We start from the raw sequence: 15,662 nt of genomic DNA, 5'->3' as shown, positions 1-15,662 counted from the left end.
TGGTGGACCGGCGGGCTCGGTGGAAGGGGATCGACGCCGAGCCCGCCGGTTCGTCTTCAGGCGGAGATCCTCCGCAGGTGCAGCACGTAGCCCGCGCCGCTGACGGCCAGCACGCCGACGAGGATCAGCAGCGGCACCCAGCCGGTGTCGTGGCCGGACGGTGCCGGGCCGCCGTCGCCGCGGGGCATCACCTGCGACGTCGCGTCGTAGCCGCCCGCCTCGCCTTCGCGGGCGTAGGCCGAGCCGGGGAGCTTGTCCGCGTACCGCGCCGCGACCGTTCGCTGGTAGTCGGCGACGTTAACGGTCGTTCGCTCCGACAACGACGTCAGACGGCCGTCCCTTACGGCGTACCAAGCGTCGATCTGGGGTTCGTGCAGCAGCTGGGCACCCGCCGGCAGGGCGCGGGCGAACGCCGTCTCGACGTCGCCCGAGGCGATGTTGCCGATCTGCCAGGCGCCGTCGTCGCCGCGGACCGACCAGAGCGTCGCGGTCCGGCCGTCGGAGGCCCGCGCGGGCACCGCGAAGTAGGCGAAGTCGCCCGGTGCCGCGCCCGGCTTGCCGACGACGAAGTCCGGCGAGAGCTCGTAGACCGGGTAGGCGTCCGGCTCGACCTGGACCGTCACCGGGCCCTTCGCATCCGGTGCCTGCGCGAAGAACCGCACCAGTGTGTCCTCGAGGCCCGCCGCCGCGGCGTGCGCGGCCACGGCGTCGGCGCTGCTGATGACGGCGGCCTGGGCCGCGCCTGACACCGGTGCCGTCATCAGCAGCGCCGCGCCGGTCAGCACGGCGAGCACGAGCGCCCGCCTGCTCATCGGGAGATCCCGGTGAGCGTGTGCGTCCAGGTGAACGACGAGTTGTGCGTGTAGAAGCCGTAGGTCGACCAGTTGTAGCGCTTGGCCGGGCCGGGATCGCCCCAGTACACCCAGTCGCGGCTGGTGTCGTAGCCGTAGAGAACGTGCGTGTGGCCGCCGCCGGAGCGGTACCCGACACGGGTCTCGACCGGCCGGCTCGCCGCGGTCTGCGTCCGGATGTCGGCGTAGGGGATGCGGCGGTCGAGGTAGCGGCCGGGCGACGCGAACCCGAGCTTCGCGAAGGCGCGCTGCGGGTCGGCGAGGGTGCCCGGGAGGTTCGCGCAGTCCTTTCCGGTCTCGCCGTGGGCGAGCTGGCAGAACCGCGTCTGGCTGACGGCGGTGCCGTGGAAGGCGGCGATGGTGGCGCCCGAGCCCGCCCAGCACCACTGGTTCTTCTGCTGGGACTGCAGCATGATCCGGTTCCGGTACGTCGACGGCACTCCGGGCGCGGCTGCTTGCGAAACACTCGGCGCGACCAGGCACAACAGCAGGCAGACCGCCAACGTGGCGGGTGCTCGGCTCGACTTCACCAACACGGACGGCCTCCTGCTCGAACGTGGGCGAACCAGCGGTGGTCACAACGGTGAACAACGCGGTCACAAGGAGCAAGAACGCCATCTGGATGAACGGACCGTTCCGGGTCGTTGCCGGAACGCGGAACAGTCACCATAACGAGGCCAACCACCCTGAACGGGGGTCGGCACCTCCACCCTACGCTGCTAACGTGAACGTTCCGCGGTGTTCACGCCCAGCGCACACACTGGTCGGGTGAAGGGACGAGCGGTGGCACAAGACGGGAACCTCCCACTGATCATCGATGGCGCCCGCACGACCCGGGCATCGGTCGCCGAGCTGCCGAAAGAGCTGACCGAGGCGCTCCGCACCGGCGAGTTCCACCATGCCCTGAGACTGGCGATCGCCTACCGCGGCCTCTCGCTCGCGCGGCTGCGCGCGCACTTGGCGCTGCGCGGCGTCCAAATCGGACAGTCGACGCTGAGTTACTGGCAACGCGGGCTGCGCCAGCCCGAGGTACCCAAGGCGCTCCCGGCGGTCCGGGCCCTGGAATCGGTCCTCCAGCTGCCCGCGGACGCCCTCGTGGTGCTGATCGGGCCGCGACTGGTCCGGCGCGGCCACCAGCCGGCGGCGTCGTTCCACGACCTGCGTTCCGGTGACATGGGGTCGATCGTCGAGGACCTGCTCGCCGAGCTCGGCGCGTACCCGTCGTCGAACCACTACAACGCCGACCTCGAGCTGCTGTCCGTTCACGACACGATCACCTTCGACGCGGAACACCGTCAGGTCAGCCTGCGCACGCGGCTGGTGACGCGGGCACGGCGGCACGGGCCGGATCGCTACCTCACGGTGTACAACGGCGATCCGGGGTGCCGGATCGACGACGTCGAGCTGATCACCGACGAGGGCTGCCGCGTCGGGCGGATGCGCCGCAACCCGGACGCGGACACGATGGCGACGGAGCTGCTGTTCGACCGCAAGCTCGCCGAGGGCGACATCCACGTGTTCTGCTTCGAGGTCCGCGACGACTCGGGGTCGGCCTCGCCGGGGTACTACCGGATGCTGCGCGACCGGTGCGCGAGCTACCTGGTCCAGCTGCGCTTCGACCGCAACGCGCTGCCGGCCCGCTGCACCCGGCAGGTCCGGGCGCGCGACGACGCCCTGCCGGTGGTCGCGGAGGAGCTGGCGTGCGACATGGGTGGCGTGAGCAGCGCGTTCTTCAACGACGCCGGGCCGGGGCTGGCCGGCGTCGCCGTCGAGTGGAACTGATCACGCGACTCCTTCTCGCAGCGCGGTGAACAACCGCTCGAGACGCGCGCGGTGGTCTTCCGCCACGACGTCCGGGTCGCCGGCGTCGATGAGCCGGCTCGCGGTCCGCACCAGCACCGTGGCGTAGCCCGCGATGAAGAACGCGGCGAACAGCGGCCCGTCGCCGTCGAAGGCCGGGTCGCTCGCGAGCTCCTCGGCGAGGAGCCGCTGCAGGTCCGAACCGATCTCCCGCACGCGCGCGATCAGGGCAGGCGACGCCGCGACCGTCCGGAAGAACGGGATCGCCCCGTCGGCGACGCCGGACAGCCCGTGGCGCTCGTCGAGCAGCCGGAGGGTCTCGGCGCGCAGGGACGCGAGCACGTCGACGCCGGGAGCGCGGTCGCGCACCGCCGAGCGCAGGACGTCGGCCGCGTCGACCTGGCGGTCCAGGAGGAGGTCCTCCTTGCGCGGGAAGTGCTTGAAGACCGTCACGCTCGAGACGCCGGCTTCCCGCGCGACCTCGGCGACGGTGACTTCGTCGAACCCGCGCTCGAGGAACATCCGGGTGGCGACCTGCGAGATCTTCGCCCGCGTCTGCGGCCCGCCGCGTTCCCCGGTCCTGGGCATCCGGCACCCTCCATTGTCTCACTAAACTTAGTCAGTTAACTTAGTGGCATGCTCTCCGAACCGACCACCGGCATTGTCACCGACCCGGCCCCCCGATCCTTGCGGGAGGCGTGGGTGGCCCTGGCCGGGCTGTCCGCGGTGTTCCTCTTCGAGATGCTCGACAACTCGATCCTCAACGTCGCGCTGCCCACGATCGGCCGCGAGCTGCACGCGTCGACGACCGTCCTGCAGTGGGTGACCGGCGCCTACGCGGTCGTCTTCGGCGGGTTGATGCTGGCCTTCGGCGCGCTGGCCGACCGGTTCGGGCGGCGGCGGATCATGCTCATCGGCCTGGTGCTGCTCGGTGTCGCGAGCCTGGCGACCGCGTTCGTCACCACCGCGGAGCAGCTGATCGCCGTCCGGGTGGCGATGGGGGTCGCGGCCGCGATGACGACCCCGGGCTCGATGGCGCTGGCCTTCCGGCTGTTCGCCGACGACGGCCTGCGCGTCCGCGCGACCACCCTCATCTCGACCGTGGGCCTGGTCGGGCTCGCGATCGGCCCGACGGCCGGCGGGTTCGTGCTCGCGATCGCGCCGTGGCAGGTCCTGCTGCTGGTGAACGTCCCGGTGGCCGCGCTCGCGATCATCGGCGTCCGGTTCGGCATCGCCGCGGACGACCCGGCCGGCCTGCACCGCGACCCGGTGGACGTCCTCGGCGCGGTGCTGGGTACGGCGACGGTCGTGTTCGCGCTCGTCGCACCGACGTTGTTCGTGAACGAGGGCGCCAGCGCGTGGGCACCGTGGACGGCCACCGCCGCGGCGGTCGTGGCGGCGGTGTTGTTCGTCGTCCGCGAGCGTTCGGTCCGCTATCCGCTGCTCGACCTCAAGCTGGTCGCGCACCCGCTGGTGTCGAGCGGCCTGGCGTTCAAGGCCGCCGCCGGGCTGGCGACCGCCGGCCTCGGCTACCTGGTGACGCTGCAGCTGCAGCTCGACTGGGGCTGGCCGCCCGCGCTCGCCGCGGCCGGGATGCTGCCGCAGGTGGTCGTGCTCGTCGCGGGCGGCGCGTTCGTCAGCCCGTTCGTGCGCCGGGTCGGCCTCGAGCACGCGGCCTGGATCAGCGCGGCGGCGGTCGTGGCCGGGCTCGCCGTCTACGGCCTGTTCAGCCGGTTCGGCTACCCGTGGGTGGCAATCGCGCTGGTGCTGGTGGCGGCGGGGATGCGCGTGGTGGGCGTCGTCGCGGGCGTCAACGTGCTGCGCGGCCTGCCGGAGAACCGCACGACGATCGGCGCGGCCCTCACCGACACGGCCACCGAGGTCACGTCCGGCGCCGGCATCGCGACCACCGGCACGATCCTCGCGGCGCTGTTCACGGGGGATATCGCGACGACGCACTGGACCGTGCGGCAGACGGCGGAGTTCCGGGAGGCGGTGACGGTCGCGGGCTTGACGCTCACGATCGTCGCGGCGGCGCTCGTCGCCTGGGGATTCGTCCGCTCGCGACGCGTCTAGTGACCGCGGTGCTTGGCGCGGGCTTTGGCCCGGGCCAAAGCCCGCCGACGGGTGGCTTCGGCGGCCGCACGGCGTTTGCGGGCCGCCTTGTTCTCTCCCGCGCGCTCGGCCACCGCTTCCTTCAGCGCCCGCTGGGCGGTGGTCCCGATGCCTTGTTCGCTCTTCACCGGCTTCGCGCGCGGCTTCTGCTCCGGAACGGGCGGGGCCTTGCGCACTTCGTCGGACCCCGAACACCGATCGGGTGTCCTCGTCGAACTGGGCCACGAACTCGCGGGCATCCGGGATCCGGCACGACGCAGCACAAAGGGCCGCCCCGAACACTTTCGGGGCGGCCCTGACCTGCTGAAACGCTGAACCCTCAGTACCGGTAGTGCTCCGGCTTGAACGGGCCTTCGACGTCCACGTCGATGTACTCGGCTTGCTCCTTGGTCAGCTTCGTCAGCTCGCCACCCAGGGCGTCCAGGTGAATGCGAGCCACCTTCTCGTCCAGCTTCTTCGGGAGGCGGAAGACCTCCTTGTCGTACTCCTCGTGCTTGGTGAACAGCTCGACCTGCGCGATCACCTGGTTGGAGAAGCTGTTCGACATCACGAACGACGGGTGCCCGGTCGCGTTGCCCAGGTTCAGGAGCCGGCCCTCGGACAGCACGATGATCGTGTTGCCGTTCGGGAAGATCCACTCGTCGACCTGGGGCTTGATGTTGATGCGGCGGATGCCCGGGTAACGGGCGAGCCCCGCCATGTCGAGCTCGTTGTCGAAGTGGCCGATGTTGCCCAGGATCGCCTGGTGCTTCATCTTCGCCATGTCCTCGACCAGCACGACGTCCTTGTTGCCGGTCGTCGTGATGACGATGTCGGCCTCGGGGAGCGCGTTCTTCAGCGTGCGGACCTGGTAGCCGTCCATCGCCGCCTGCAGCGCGCAGATCGGGTCGATCTCGGTGACGATCACGCGCGCGCCCTGGCCGCGCAGGGACTCCGCCGCGCCCTTGCCGACGTCGCCGTAACCGCACACGACCGCGACCTTGCCGCCGATCAGCACGTCGGTGCCGCGGTTGATGCCGTCGATCAGGGAGTGGCGGATGCCGTAGCGGTTGTCGAACTTCGACTTCGTCACGGCGTCGTTGACGTTGATCGCCGGGAACAGCAGCTCGCCGGCCGCGGCCAGCTGGTAGAGCCGCAGGACACCGGTGGTCGTCTCCTCGGTGACGCCGCGGATGCCCTCGCCGATCTTCGTCCACTTGCCGGTGTCGGCCGCCACCGAGTCGCGCAGCAGCTCGAGGAACACGCGGAACTCGTCCGAGGTGTTCTCGTCCGGGGTCGGCACGACGCCCGCCTTCTCGAACTCGGTGCCCTTGTGCACCAGCATGGTGGCGTCGCCGCCGTCGTCGAGGATCATGTTGGGACCCTCACCGTCCCAGGTGAGCATCCGCTCGGTGCACCACCAGTACTCCTCGAGCGACTCGCCCTTCCAGGCGAAGACCGGGACACCCTTGGGTTCCTCCGGCGTGCCGTGCGGGCCGACGACGATCGCGGCGGCCGCGTGGTCCTGCGTCGAGAAGATGTTGCAGGACGCCCAGCGCACCTCGGCGCCGAGCGAAACCAGCGTCTCGATCAGGACGGCCGTCTGCACGGTCATGTGCAGCGAGCCGGAGACGCGCGCGCCGCGCAGGGGGTAGACCTCCGCGTATTCGCGCCGCAGCGCCATCAGTCCGGGCATCTCGTGCTCGGCGAGGCGGATCTCCTTGCGGCCGAACTCGGCGGCCTCGAGGTCGGCGACGGCGAACTCGATGCCGTTGCGGGTCTGGTGCCGCTTGGCAACGCTTTCGGGGGTCATAGTGGCGATTCCTCCAAGACTCGATGACGTCCGAACACTACCGTTGTCCGCTCGACCTTCCCTAGGATCGCGTAGGAGGCCTCCACCGTGCCCATGCCCGGCCCGGACACCCGCGTCGTCGAAATCCGCGTCGCCGGGCTCGTGGGCACCAGCGGCGAGACCCTGCTCGACGCGGTCTCCACCGTCGACGTCGCCGGCGACGGGCTGGGTCGCGTGATCCGCCCGGCGGACCGGCTGCGAAGGCCGGCGCCCGGGCCCGTGCTGCCGGCGCTGGGCCGGTCGATCCCGCGGACCCTCGAAGGCTACCTGTGGCACGGGATGACGTCCGGCGGCGCCGCGAAGGCGACCTGGGCGCTGCTGTTCCCGTTCTCCCTCGCCAACGTCGCGTTCTGGATGCTGCCGCCGGCCCCGCCCGGGCGACTGCTGCCGCGTGTGCTCGGCGCGGTCTGCCGCGGCCTGCTGCGCGTCGGCGCCCTGCTGCTCACGATGCTGCTGATGGGCCAGCTCGCGGCGATCGCGCTCGACCTGTTCGCGACGCAGTGCCTCGCGCCGGGTTCCGGCTGCCTGCCCGTGGTCCCCGACGTCCTCCGCTCGGTGCCGGCGCGGATCGCGGTCGGCGTCGTTCCCCTGCTGGTCGTGATCTTCGTGCTGCACCGGATCTCGTCGGCGACCTGGGCGGTGCACGCCGACGGCGACCTGACCCAGGGGCCGCTGCGGATGCGCGCCGACCCGGAGACGCCGGCGCTGCGCTGCCTGCACACCGTCGCGGCGCTGGTCTCGGTCGCGCTCCTGCTGCTCGGCGGGCCGTTCCGGGTGCCGGGGAACGTCTTCGACCTGGTGGTGTGGATCGTCACGCTGGCGCTGGTGCTCGCGACGGTCGTCGCGGCCGCGATCGGCGTCGACACCGGCCGCTTCGCCCGCCCCGGCGTGATCACGCTGGCCGCGGCGCTCGTCGTCGTGGCCGCGGTGCGGCTGCGGCCCGGCCCGGGCCCGCTGCCCGGAACCAACGGTGTCGTCGAGGGGCTCGGCGCGGCCCTGGTCGCCGTCACGGTGCTGTTCGCGCTGTTCCTGGCCCCGGCCGCGCTGCTGGCCCGGCCCGGCTGGGTGCACAAGCCGCGCCGGCTGCGGCCCTGGCTGGGCGGCTGGGCGGCCGCGCCGGTACTCGCGCTGGCCGGGCTGCTCGGCGGCGGGTTCGGTGCCGGTCTCGCCGAAGCGCTCCGCCGGCTTTCCGGCGCGGAGCTCCTGCACGTGCCCGATACGTACTTGCTGGTCACGGTCCTGTGGGGCGCCGGGCTGGCGTTGGCGGCGGTGCTCGCCGTGCTGGGCTTCGCGGTCGCCGTCCCGCTGCGCCGGCTGCGCCGCGGCGTCCCGGAGATCGTCGAGCTGATGGAGCACGACGAGCGGCAGGAGGCCCAGGCCGCGGCGGCGTGGGCACGCTCGGCGTGGGAGCGGCGGCACCTGCACCACCTGGCCCTCACGGTCGCCTCGGCGATGTCCGCGGGCGGCGCGGCCCTGCTGGTGCTGCGGTTCGGGTTCGGGCTGGTCCCCGGCTGGTTCGGGCCGCTGTCGGCGATCGGCGTGGTCGCGCTGGGCGCGCTGGCCGCGGGCCTGCTGCGCGTCGTCTACACGGCCGCGCGGACCCCGCAGCGCAGCCGGCACCTGGGGGCGCTGGCCGACCTCGTCTGCTTCTGGCCGCGGGCGGCGCACCCGACCGTGCCGCCGTGCTACGCGCTGAAGGTCGTCCCGGAACTGGCCGCGCGGGCGCGCGAGCACCTCGCCGAACCGGGGACGCGGGTCGTGCTGTCCGGCTACAACCTCGGCAGCCTGCTCACGGTCATGGCCGCCGCCCGGCTGACGGCCGAGCTGCCCGAGGCCGACCTCGAACGCGTCGGCGTGCTGACCGCCGGCTCGCCGCTGCAGTGGGGCTACCAGCGCGCCTTCCCCGCGTTGCTGCCGCAGGAAGCGCTCGAGACGCTCTTCGCCGACCTGAACGGCCGCTGGCGCGCGCTGTGCCGCGGCACCGACATCTTCGGCGGCGGCGTGACGACCTGGCGGCACGAGGTCTCCGACCGGTGGCTCTACGGCGTCGGCTACCAGCCCGAAGGCGGCATCGGGCCGCTGAAGGCGAAGGCCGACGCGAACGGCGTCCTGATCCTCGGCGGCGACCACTGGCTGCCGGACCCGCTGCGCGGCCCGACCGGGCGGCACCGCTGGGCGCCGGGAGTGCTCAAGCACCAGGACTACGTGGTCGACGCGGAGTGGGACCACGCCGTCGCGATGGCCGCCGGCCTCGGCAAGCCCACCGGCGGCGAGCAGGGACTGCTCTTCGGCGACTTCCCCCTGAAACAGTGAAGGCCCCTCGCCGGAGCGAGGGGCCTTCGACCGCGAGCTAGCTCAGCTTCACTCGGAAGCCTTGCGGCGGAACTTCAGCAGTGCGAGCAGGCCGCCACCGCCGAGGATCAGCAGGGCCGCGATCCACACCAGCCACATGTTGTCGAAGCCGGTGTTGGCCAGGCCGCCGCCGGTGCCGGACTCGTTGCCCGCCGGGACGACGGCCGCACCCGTGGTGCTGGTCGGCGCCACCGTGGTCTCCGAGGAGGCCGGAGCGCTCGGCTTCGTGGTCTCGGTCGGCTTGGTGGTCGGCGGCGTCTTGGTCTCGGTCGGCTTCGAGGTCTTCGTGCCGCAGAGGAACCACTTGTCGATGTTCGGCTGCTTGCCCTTGAAGGTCTTGGTCGCCTGGAGGTCCTTCCACGGCGCGGTCGCCGGGAACATCTCGCCACCCTTGCCGACCTTGCCGGGGATGTACTCGTTGAAGCCGTCGTCGCCGCCGATGACGACGATGCGAGTGACGGTCACGCCTTCGTGGACCTTGGTGATGGTCAGGCGGCTCTGGCCCTCACCACCGGTGAAGTCGACATCGCTCTGGTTGAGGTCCTTGCCCTTCGCGCACGCGGCGTGACCCCGGTCCGGGATCGGGTTCGGCCGGTTGTCATCGGTGTAGCAGGCCAGCGCGGAGCCGGCGGTGCCGATGAGGGCGGCGGTGGTCAGCGCCATGATCGCGACGGCGCCGCGGAAGGTACGTCTGCGCATTCAGAACTCCTGATACCGGCGGGGAGTGAGCACTTGAGAAATCTGGGGTCGCGAAACCACCGAGCGTGTGAATCACGCTGCTGTAATTCACCCGTCAGTGGCACACGAAGGATCGAAAGGTATCGCACGTCACTCGACCGGCTACACCGGGTCCCCTTTTAGGTACGAACAGCAAGATCGTCCGATGTGAAGTCGCGCGAAAAAGCCCCGCCGACCTGCGCGAACGCGGATCGGCGGGGCTTCACGAACGAGTGGGTGACGCTAGGCCTCCGGAGCCTTGACGGGCTCGTCGAGACCGTCGGCCTGCCGCTTGCCGAGCAGCGAGTGCCGCCGGCTGTAGCCGAAGTAGATCAGCACGCCCACGATCATCCAGGCGACGAACCGCAGCCAGGTCAGCACCGTCAGGTTCAGCATCAGCCACAGGCACGCGAGGATCGCCAGGATCGGGATCAGCGGCACCAGCGGCACCTTGAACGCGCGGGGCAGGTCGGGCCGCGTCCGGCGCAGGATCAGCACGCCCGCGGACACCAGCACGAACGCGAACAGCGTGCCGACGTTGACCATCTCTTCGAGCTTGTCCGCCGGGAAGAAGCCGGCCGCGAGCGCGACCAGGCCGCCGACGATCAGCGTCGCGCGCTTCGGCGTGCCGTGCTCACCGGTCTTCGCCAGGCCACGCGGCATGAGGCCGTCGCGCGACATCGCGTAGATGATCCGGACCTGGCCGAGCATCAGCACCATGACGACGGTGGTCAGGCCGGCCAGCGCGCCGAAGGAGATGATGTTTGCCGCCCAGTCGACGCCGTTCGCGGAGAACGCCGTGGCGAGGGTCTTGTGGCTGCCGTCGCCCGCCGAAGTCGCGAGGTCCTTGTACGACGTCATACCGACGACCACCAGCGAGACCGCGACGTACAGCACGGTGACGATCGCCAGCGAGCCCATGATCCCGCGCGGGACGGCCTTCTGCGGGTTCTTCGTCTCCTCGGCGGTGGTCGCGACGATGTCGAAGCCGATGAACGCGAAGAACACCAGCGAGGCACCGGCCAGCAGGCCGAAGACGCCGAACGAGCTGCTCGCACCGCCCGCGATCAGGGAGAACAGCGACTGGTCGACGCCGGTCTGGCCCGCGCCGCCGGTCTCGCCCGGCGGGATGTACGGCGTGTAGTTCGAGCCCTTGATGTAGAAGATGCCCAGGATGATCACGAACAGCACGACGGCGACCTTGATGCCGGTGATCACCATCGAGACCCGCGAAGACAGCTTCGTGCCGACGGCCAGCAGGAGCGTCAGGATCGCGACGACGACCAGCGCACCCCAGTCGACGGTCACGCTGCCGATGTCGAACGTCGTCTTGGCGCCCTTGCCGAACAGGTAGCCGAGCACCGTCTCGAGGTAGACCGACCAGCCCTTCGACACTGCGGCCGCGCCGACGGCGAGCTCGAGGATCAGGTCCCAGCCGATGATCCACGCCATGAACTCACCGAACGTGGCGTAGGAGAACGTGTACGCGCTGCCCGCGACCGGCACGGTCGAGGCGAACTCGGCGTAGCACAGCGCCGCCAGCGCGCAGGCGATCGCGGCGAAGACGAACGCCAGCGAGACCGACGGGCCGGCGTAGTCACCGGCCGTCCGCGCCGTGAGCGTGAAGATGCCGGCACCGATGACGACCGCGACCCCGAACACCGTGAGGTCCCACGCGCTCAGGTTCCGCCGGAGCTTGGTATCCGGCTCGTCTGTGTCCGAAATGGACTGTTCGATGGATTTAGTGCGCCACAATCCCGTTCCGGGCACCGTTGACCTCCTGCGGCTGGCCTGCGTGTATCGCGGTACGTCACCCTATCGGGTCAGACGCGTGACGGCTCGCCGAGCGAGCAGGCCTAGTTCGCGAGACTGCGGTCGAGGTCCGGTTCGAGGTAGATCAGCTTCGCGACGGGCACCTTCGCGCGCACGCGGGCCTCGGCGTCGTCGATGGCCGCGGCCAGCTCGGCGGTGTCGAGACCCGGCACCATCGCCAGCTTCGCCGCGACGAGCAGCTCGTCCGGCCCCATGTACTGGGTGCGGATGTGGATGACCCGCTCGACCTTGCCCGCGGCGAGCTCGTCGACGATCGTCGCGAGCACGGGCTCGTTGGCGCCTTCGCCGATGAGCAGGCTCTTCATCTCGACGATCAGGATGATCGCGATGACCCCGAGCAGCGCGCCGATCGCGAGGGTGCCGACGCCGTCCCAGACGGGGTTGCCGGTGATGACGGACAACCCGACGCCGAGCAGCGCGAGGACCAGGCCGATCAGCGCGCCCGCGTCCTCCAGGAGGACGACGGGGAGCTCGGGCTCCTTGGCCTGGCGGATGAAGCCCCACCAGCTCGCGTCGCCCTTGATCTTCTTCGACTCGCCGATGGCGGTGTAGAAGCTGTAACCCTCGAGGCCGACCGCGACGAGGAGGATGACCACGGCGACGATGGGCGATTCGAGCGGCTCCGGGTGGCCGATCTTGTGGATGCCCTCGTAGATCGCGAAGGCGGACCCGAGGGTGAAGAGCATCAGCGCGACGATGAAGGAGTAGAAGTACCGGTCGCGGCCGTAGCCGAAGGGGTGCTCCTTGTCGGCCGCCCGCTTCGACGTCTTCTGGCCGAGCAGCAGCAGGCCCTGGTTCGTGGTGTCGGCCAGCGAGTGCACGGACTCCGCGAGCATCGACGACGACCCGGTGACGAGGAAGCCGACGAACTTCGCGGCCGCGATCCCGGCGTTCGCCCCGAGCGCGGCGATGATCGCCTTGGTTCCGCCTCCAGCTGACACGACCGCTCCCCTGGTTGGTCCTGAATGTCCGGGTGGAGCCTAATAGGGGCGCGTGCCCGCGACGGTCCCCGCCCGGGCTAACGGGACTGCCGCTTTCTGTCGGACCCCTTCGCTACGGTGGCCGTTCCGGCACTGGGGAAGGTGGACATGGCTCACTTCGGCGTGCTCGGGCCACTCGCCGTCGAGGGGCCGCCCGGGCGCTGGGTCGCGCTGCGCGGCGACCGGCAGCGCACCCTGCTGGCCGTGTTGCTGCTCAACGCCAACCAGCACGTCCACGTCGATGTGCTGGTCGAAGCGCTGTGGCCGGAGCGGCCGCCGAAGTCCTACGCCTCGAACCTGCACACCTACCTCTCGCGGCTGCGCGAGCGGATCGACGGCCTGCGCGTCGAGCACGGTCCGCTCGGCTACCGGCTGAGCGTCGAGCCCGGCGAGCTCGACCTGCTCGTCTTCCGGTCGGCCGTCGCCGACGGGCAGCGGGCCGGGGACGCCCTCGCCGCGTCCGGGCACTACCGGCGCGCGCTCGCGCAGTGGCGGGGGCCGGTGCTGGCCGGGCTGCACGTCCCGCGGCTCGACGCCGACGTCGCACGCCTGGAGTCCGAGCGGCTCGCCGTGTTCGAGGACTGCGTGGACGCCGAGCTCACCGCCGGCCGCCACGGGGAGCTGACCGGCGAGCTGCAGGCCATGATCACCGAGCACCCACTGCGGGAACGGCTGGCCGCGCAGCTGATGATCGCGCTGCACCGGGCCGGGCGCCAAGGCGACTCCCTGGAGATCTACCGGCGGCTGCGGACCACGCTGGTCGAGGAGCTCGGCGTCGAACCGGGTGCCGAGGTGCGCCGCGTGCACGCCGCCGTCCTGCGCGGCGAGGACCCGGTGCCGCGCATGCCGCCACCGGTCTGGCCGGTGTGCCAGCTGCCCCCGGACATCGCGGACTTCACCGGCCGCGGCGCCGAGCTCGCCGAGCTGACCGCCGCGCTGGGCAGCGGCGCCGGCGTCCCGGTCGCCGTGGTCAGCGGCGAACCGGGCGCGGGCAAGAGCACCCTGGCCGTGCGCGCCGCGCACCGGCTGCGGGCGCGTTTCCCGGACGGCCAGCTGTACGTGCCGCTGGGGCGGCCCGTCGGCGAGGTGCTGGCCGACCTGCTGCGCGCGCTCGGCGTGCCCGGCCCGGCGGTGCCGGACGACGTCGGCGCCCGCGCGGCGGTGTTCCGCGGCCGGCTGACCGACCGGCGGGTACTGGTGGTGCTCGACGACGCCGGCGACCCCGAGGACGTCCGCGCCCTGCTGCCGGGTACGCCGGGGTGCGCGGTGCTCGTGACGAGCCGGCAGCGCCTGAGCGGGCTGGCGGGCGCGCACCGGCTGCCGCTCGGTCCGCTGTCCGGCGCCGAAGCCACCGAGCTGCTGAACCGGCTCGCCGGGGCACGCGTGGCCCGGGAGGGCGCGGACGCCGGCCGGATCATCGCGGCGTGCGCGCGGCTGCCGCTGGCCCTGCGGATCGCGGGCAGCCGGCTGGCGATCCGCCCGCACCTGCGGCTCGGCGAGCTGGCCGACCGGCTGGAGGACGAGGTCCGCCGCCTCGACGAGCTGACCGTGAGCGATCTGGCCGTCCGGAGCAGCATCGCGCTGAGCCACGAAGGGCTGAGACCCCCGGCGCGGCGCGCGTTCCGCCTGCTCGGGCGGTGCCGGCTCGTCGACCTGCCGGCGTGGGCGGTCACGACGCTCATCGGCGAGGACGCCGACGAGGCCGTCGAAGAGCTCGTCGAGGCGAGCCTGCTGGAGGCGCGCGAGCCGGACGCGACCGGCGAGGGCCGGTACCGGATGCACGACCTCGTCCGGCTGTACGCGGCGGAGGGACCGCCGGAGCCGGGCAGCGGCCCGGCGACGGTGCTGGCGGCAACCCTCGCGCTGGCCGACGCGGCCGCGGCCCGCCTGCCGCGCACGGTGCCGATGCCGGCGATGGCCCACTCGCCGTTCCCGCAGCCGTTGCCGAGTTCACTGGTCGAGCGGCTGCTGGAGCGTCCGGAGGAGTGGTTCGCCGCCGAGCGCGCGAACCTGGTGCGGCTCATCGGGTCGCTGGGGGCGCGGGAAGCGTTGCTGCTGCTGGACAAGCTGAGCGTGTACCTGTACCTGCACGGCCACTACGCCGACATGCGCGCGGCGTACGAAACGGTCTTGGCGGCGACGGACGACCGCCCGTCGGCGGCGATCGCCGAGGCGAACCTGGCGCTGCTGCGGCACGCACGCGGCCAGTACGAGGAGGCGGCGGCCGCGTACCGCGAATGCGCGAAGGAGCTGGAAGCCCACGGCGACCACCGCACGCACGCGTGGGTTTCGGCGAACCTGGCGCGCTGCCTGATCGGGCTGGGCCGCGCCGAAGAGGCACTGCAGACCGCCCGCAGTCTGTCTACTTTGGACGACCAAGTGGTCAGGGAGGCGGAGTCGGCGGCGTTGCTGCGCCTGGGCCGCGTGCCGGAGGCGCGGGAGGTCGACCGGGCGGCGCTGGCGTCGGCCCGGGCCACGGGGGACCCGCGCCGGATCGGCACGGCGCTGCACGGGTTCGCGTGGTCGTCCCTGCTGACGGGCGACGGCGAGCGGGCGCGGTCGGCGATCGCGGAGTCGGTGGAGCTGCTGCGCGGGACGATGGCCCGCTCGGCGCTGGCGAAGTCGTTGCGCACGCTGGGCGCGATCTCGGCGGCGACGGGTGCGCGTCGCGGTGCGACGGCGGCGTTCGAGGAGGCCCGCGCCCTCGCCCGGGATCTGGACGAGCGCCCGCGGGAGCTGTCGTGCACGCGTGCACTGGCGGCGAGCTGGATCGGCGAAGGCCGCGCGGCGCGGGCGATCCCGGTGCTCCGGGCGTGCCTGGACGAGTTCAGCGAGATGGGCGGCAGGTCCGCGACGTGCTTGACGTGGCTGGTGCTGAGCCGGGCGTACGAGGCAGCGGGCTCGCCGGCCGAAGCCGCTTCGGCGGCCGCCGAAGCAGCGGTGCTGTCGGATCCGCGCGACGCGAGCGCGGCAGCCCTGCGCCGAGCCCTGCTGCTCCTGACAGAACCAGCCTGACCCACCACTCCCGCTTGCTCCCGCTTGCTTTCGCTGCTCCCGTGTAGTCCCGCCGATCTCGCGTGATGCCCCTCGAATCACGCGAGATGCCTCGCCAATCACGCGAGATGCCTCGCCAATCACGCGAGATGCCCCGCCAATCACGCGAGATGCCCCGCCAATCACGCG

The 15,662-nt window shown here is 71.8% G+C and carries 12 protein-coding genes; 4 read left to right on the top strand and 8 right to left on the bottom strand.

Translation table 11 applies throughout. The features are described from left to right. Nucleotides 1-56: 56 nt before the first annotated feature. The gene (locus AA23TX_RS03235) at nt 57-812 is read right to left on the bottom strand and encodes a hypothetical protein (RefSeq protein WP_155541094.1); all 756 of its coding nucleotides are present in this window, start codon (nt 810-812) and stop codon (nt 57-59) included. Next, on the bottom strand, nt 809-1,387 hold the full coding sequence (locus AA23TX_RS03230; protein WP_155541093.1) for a papain-like cysteine protease family protein: 579 nt from the start codon (nt 1,385-1,387) through the stop codon (nt 809-811). Before AA23TX_RS03230 ends, AA23TX_RS03235 begins: the two co-directional genes overlap by 4 nt. 247 nt (nt 1,388-1,634) lie before the next feature. Between AA23TX_RS03230 and AA23TX_RS03225 the strand changes: the two genes are divergently transcribed. Next, nucleotides 1,635-2,633, top strand: coding sequence for a hypothetical protein (locus AA23TX_RS03225; RefSeq protein ID WP_103341215.1), 999 nt, complete (start codon nt 1,635-1,637; stop codon nt 2,631-2,633). Here AA23TX_RS03225 and AA23TX_RS03220 read toward each other — a convergent pair whose 3' ends face one another. Continuing rightward, entirely contained in the window at nt 2,634-3,239 is a 606-nt protein-coding gene (locus AA23TX_RS03220; protein WP_155541092.1) for a TetR/AcrR family transcriptional regulator, read from the bottom strand. A gap of 48 nt (nt 3,240-3,287) precedes the next feature. On the opposite strand from AA23TX_RS03220, the gene AA23TX_RS03215 reads away from it, so the two are divergent. Then, nucleotides 3,288-4,727, top strand: a complete 1,440-nt coding sequence (locus AA23TX_RS03215) for an MFS transporter (RefSeq protein WP_155541091.1) — start codon at nt 3,288-3,290, stop codon at nt 4,725-4,727. Here the strand turns inward: AA23TX_RS03215 and AA23TX_RS03210 are convergent. After that, nucleotides 4,724-4,942: a DUF2992 family protein gene (locus tag AA23TX_RS03210; protein WP_230862320.1), complete on the bottom strand. Its 219-nt coding sequence runs from the start codon at nt 4,940-4,942 to the stop codon at nt 4,724-4,726. The genes AA23TX_RS03215 and AA23TX_RS03210 overlap by 4 nt on opposite strands. A gap of 143 nt (nt 4,943-5,085) precedes the next feature. Next, nucleotides 5,086-6,558 carry an adenosylhomocysteinase gene (gene ahcY / locus AA23TX_RS03205; RefSeq protein ID WP_155541089.1) on the bottom strand — a complete coding sequence of 491 codons (1,473 nt, stop codon included), beginning with the start codon at nt 6,556-6,558 and terminating at the stop codon, nt 5,086-5,088. A gap of 93 nt (nt 6,559-6,651) precedes the next feature. Here ahcY and AA23TX_RS03200 point away from each other — a divergent pair, with 93 nt between their 5' ends. Beyond that, on the top strand, nt 6,652-8,910 hold the full coding sequence (locus AA23TX_RS03200) for a hypothetical protein (protein WP_155544227.1): 2,259 nt from the start codon (nt 6,652-6,654) through the stop codon (nt 8,908-8,910). A gap of 48 nt (nt 8,911-8,958) precedes the next feature. On the opposite strand, the gene AA23TX_RS03195 is transcribed toward AA23TX_RS03200, so the two are convergent. The 3 genes from AA23TX_RS03195 to AA23TX_RS03185 all read right to left on the bottom strand — a co-directional run bounded on the left by AA23TX_RS03195 (nt 8,959) and on the right by AA23TX_RS03185 (nt 12,440). Continuing rightward, nucleotides 8,959-9,648 carry an LPXTG cell wall anchor domain-containing protein gene (locus AA23TX_RS03195; protein ID WP_155541088.1) on the bottom strand — a complete coding sequence of 230 codons (690 nt, stop codon included), beginning with the start codon at nt 9,646-9,648 and terminating at the stop codon, nt 8,959-8,961. 261 nt (nt 9,649-9,909) lie between these two features. Beyond that, nucleotides 9,910-11,436: an amino acid permease gene (locus tag AA23TX_RS03190; protein ID WP_155541087.1), complete on the bottom strand. Its 1,527-nt coding sequence runs from the start codon at nt 11,434-11,436 to the stop codon at nt 9,910-9,912. A gap of 86 nt (nt 11,437-11,522) precedes the next feature. Further along, on the bottom strand, nt 11,523-12,440 hold the full coding sequence (locus tag AA23TX_RS03185) for a cation diffusion facilitator family transporter (protein ID WP_155541086.1): 918 nt from the start codon (nt 12,438-12,440) through the stop codon (nt 11,523-11,525). A 147-nt stretch (nt 12,441-12,587) separates the two neighbouring features. On the opposite strand from AA23TX_RS03185, the gene AA23TX_RS03180 reads away from it, so the two are divergent. Next, nucleotides 12,588-15,494: an AfsR/SARP family transcriptional regulator gene (locus AA23TX_RS03180; protein WP_155541085.1), complete on the top strand. Its 2,907-nt coding sequence runs from the start codon at nt 12,588-12,590 to the stop codon at nt 15,492-15,494. The last annotated feature ends 168 nt before the right edge of the window (nt 15,495-15,662 follow it).

The organism is Amycolatopsis camponoti (assembly GCF_902497555.1).
Taxonomy (GTDB): Bacteria; Actinomycetota; Actinomycetes; order Mycobacteriales; family Pseudonocardiaceae; genus Amycolatopsis; species Amycolatopsis camponoti.
Note: the sequence above shows the minus strand (reverse complement) of the source record. Positions and strands in the feature narration are given on the sequence as shown.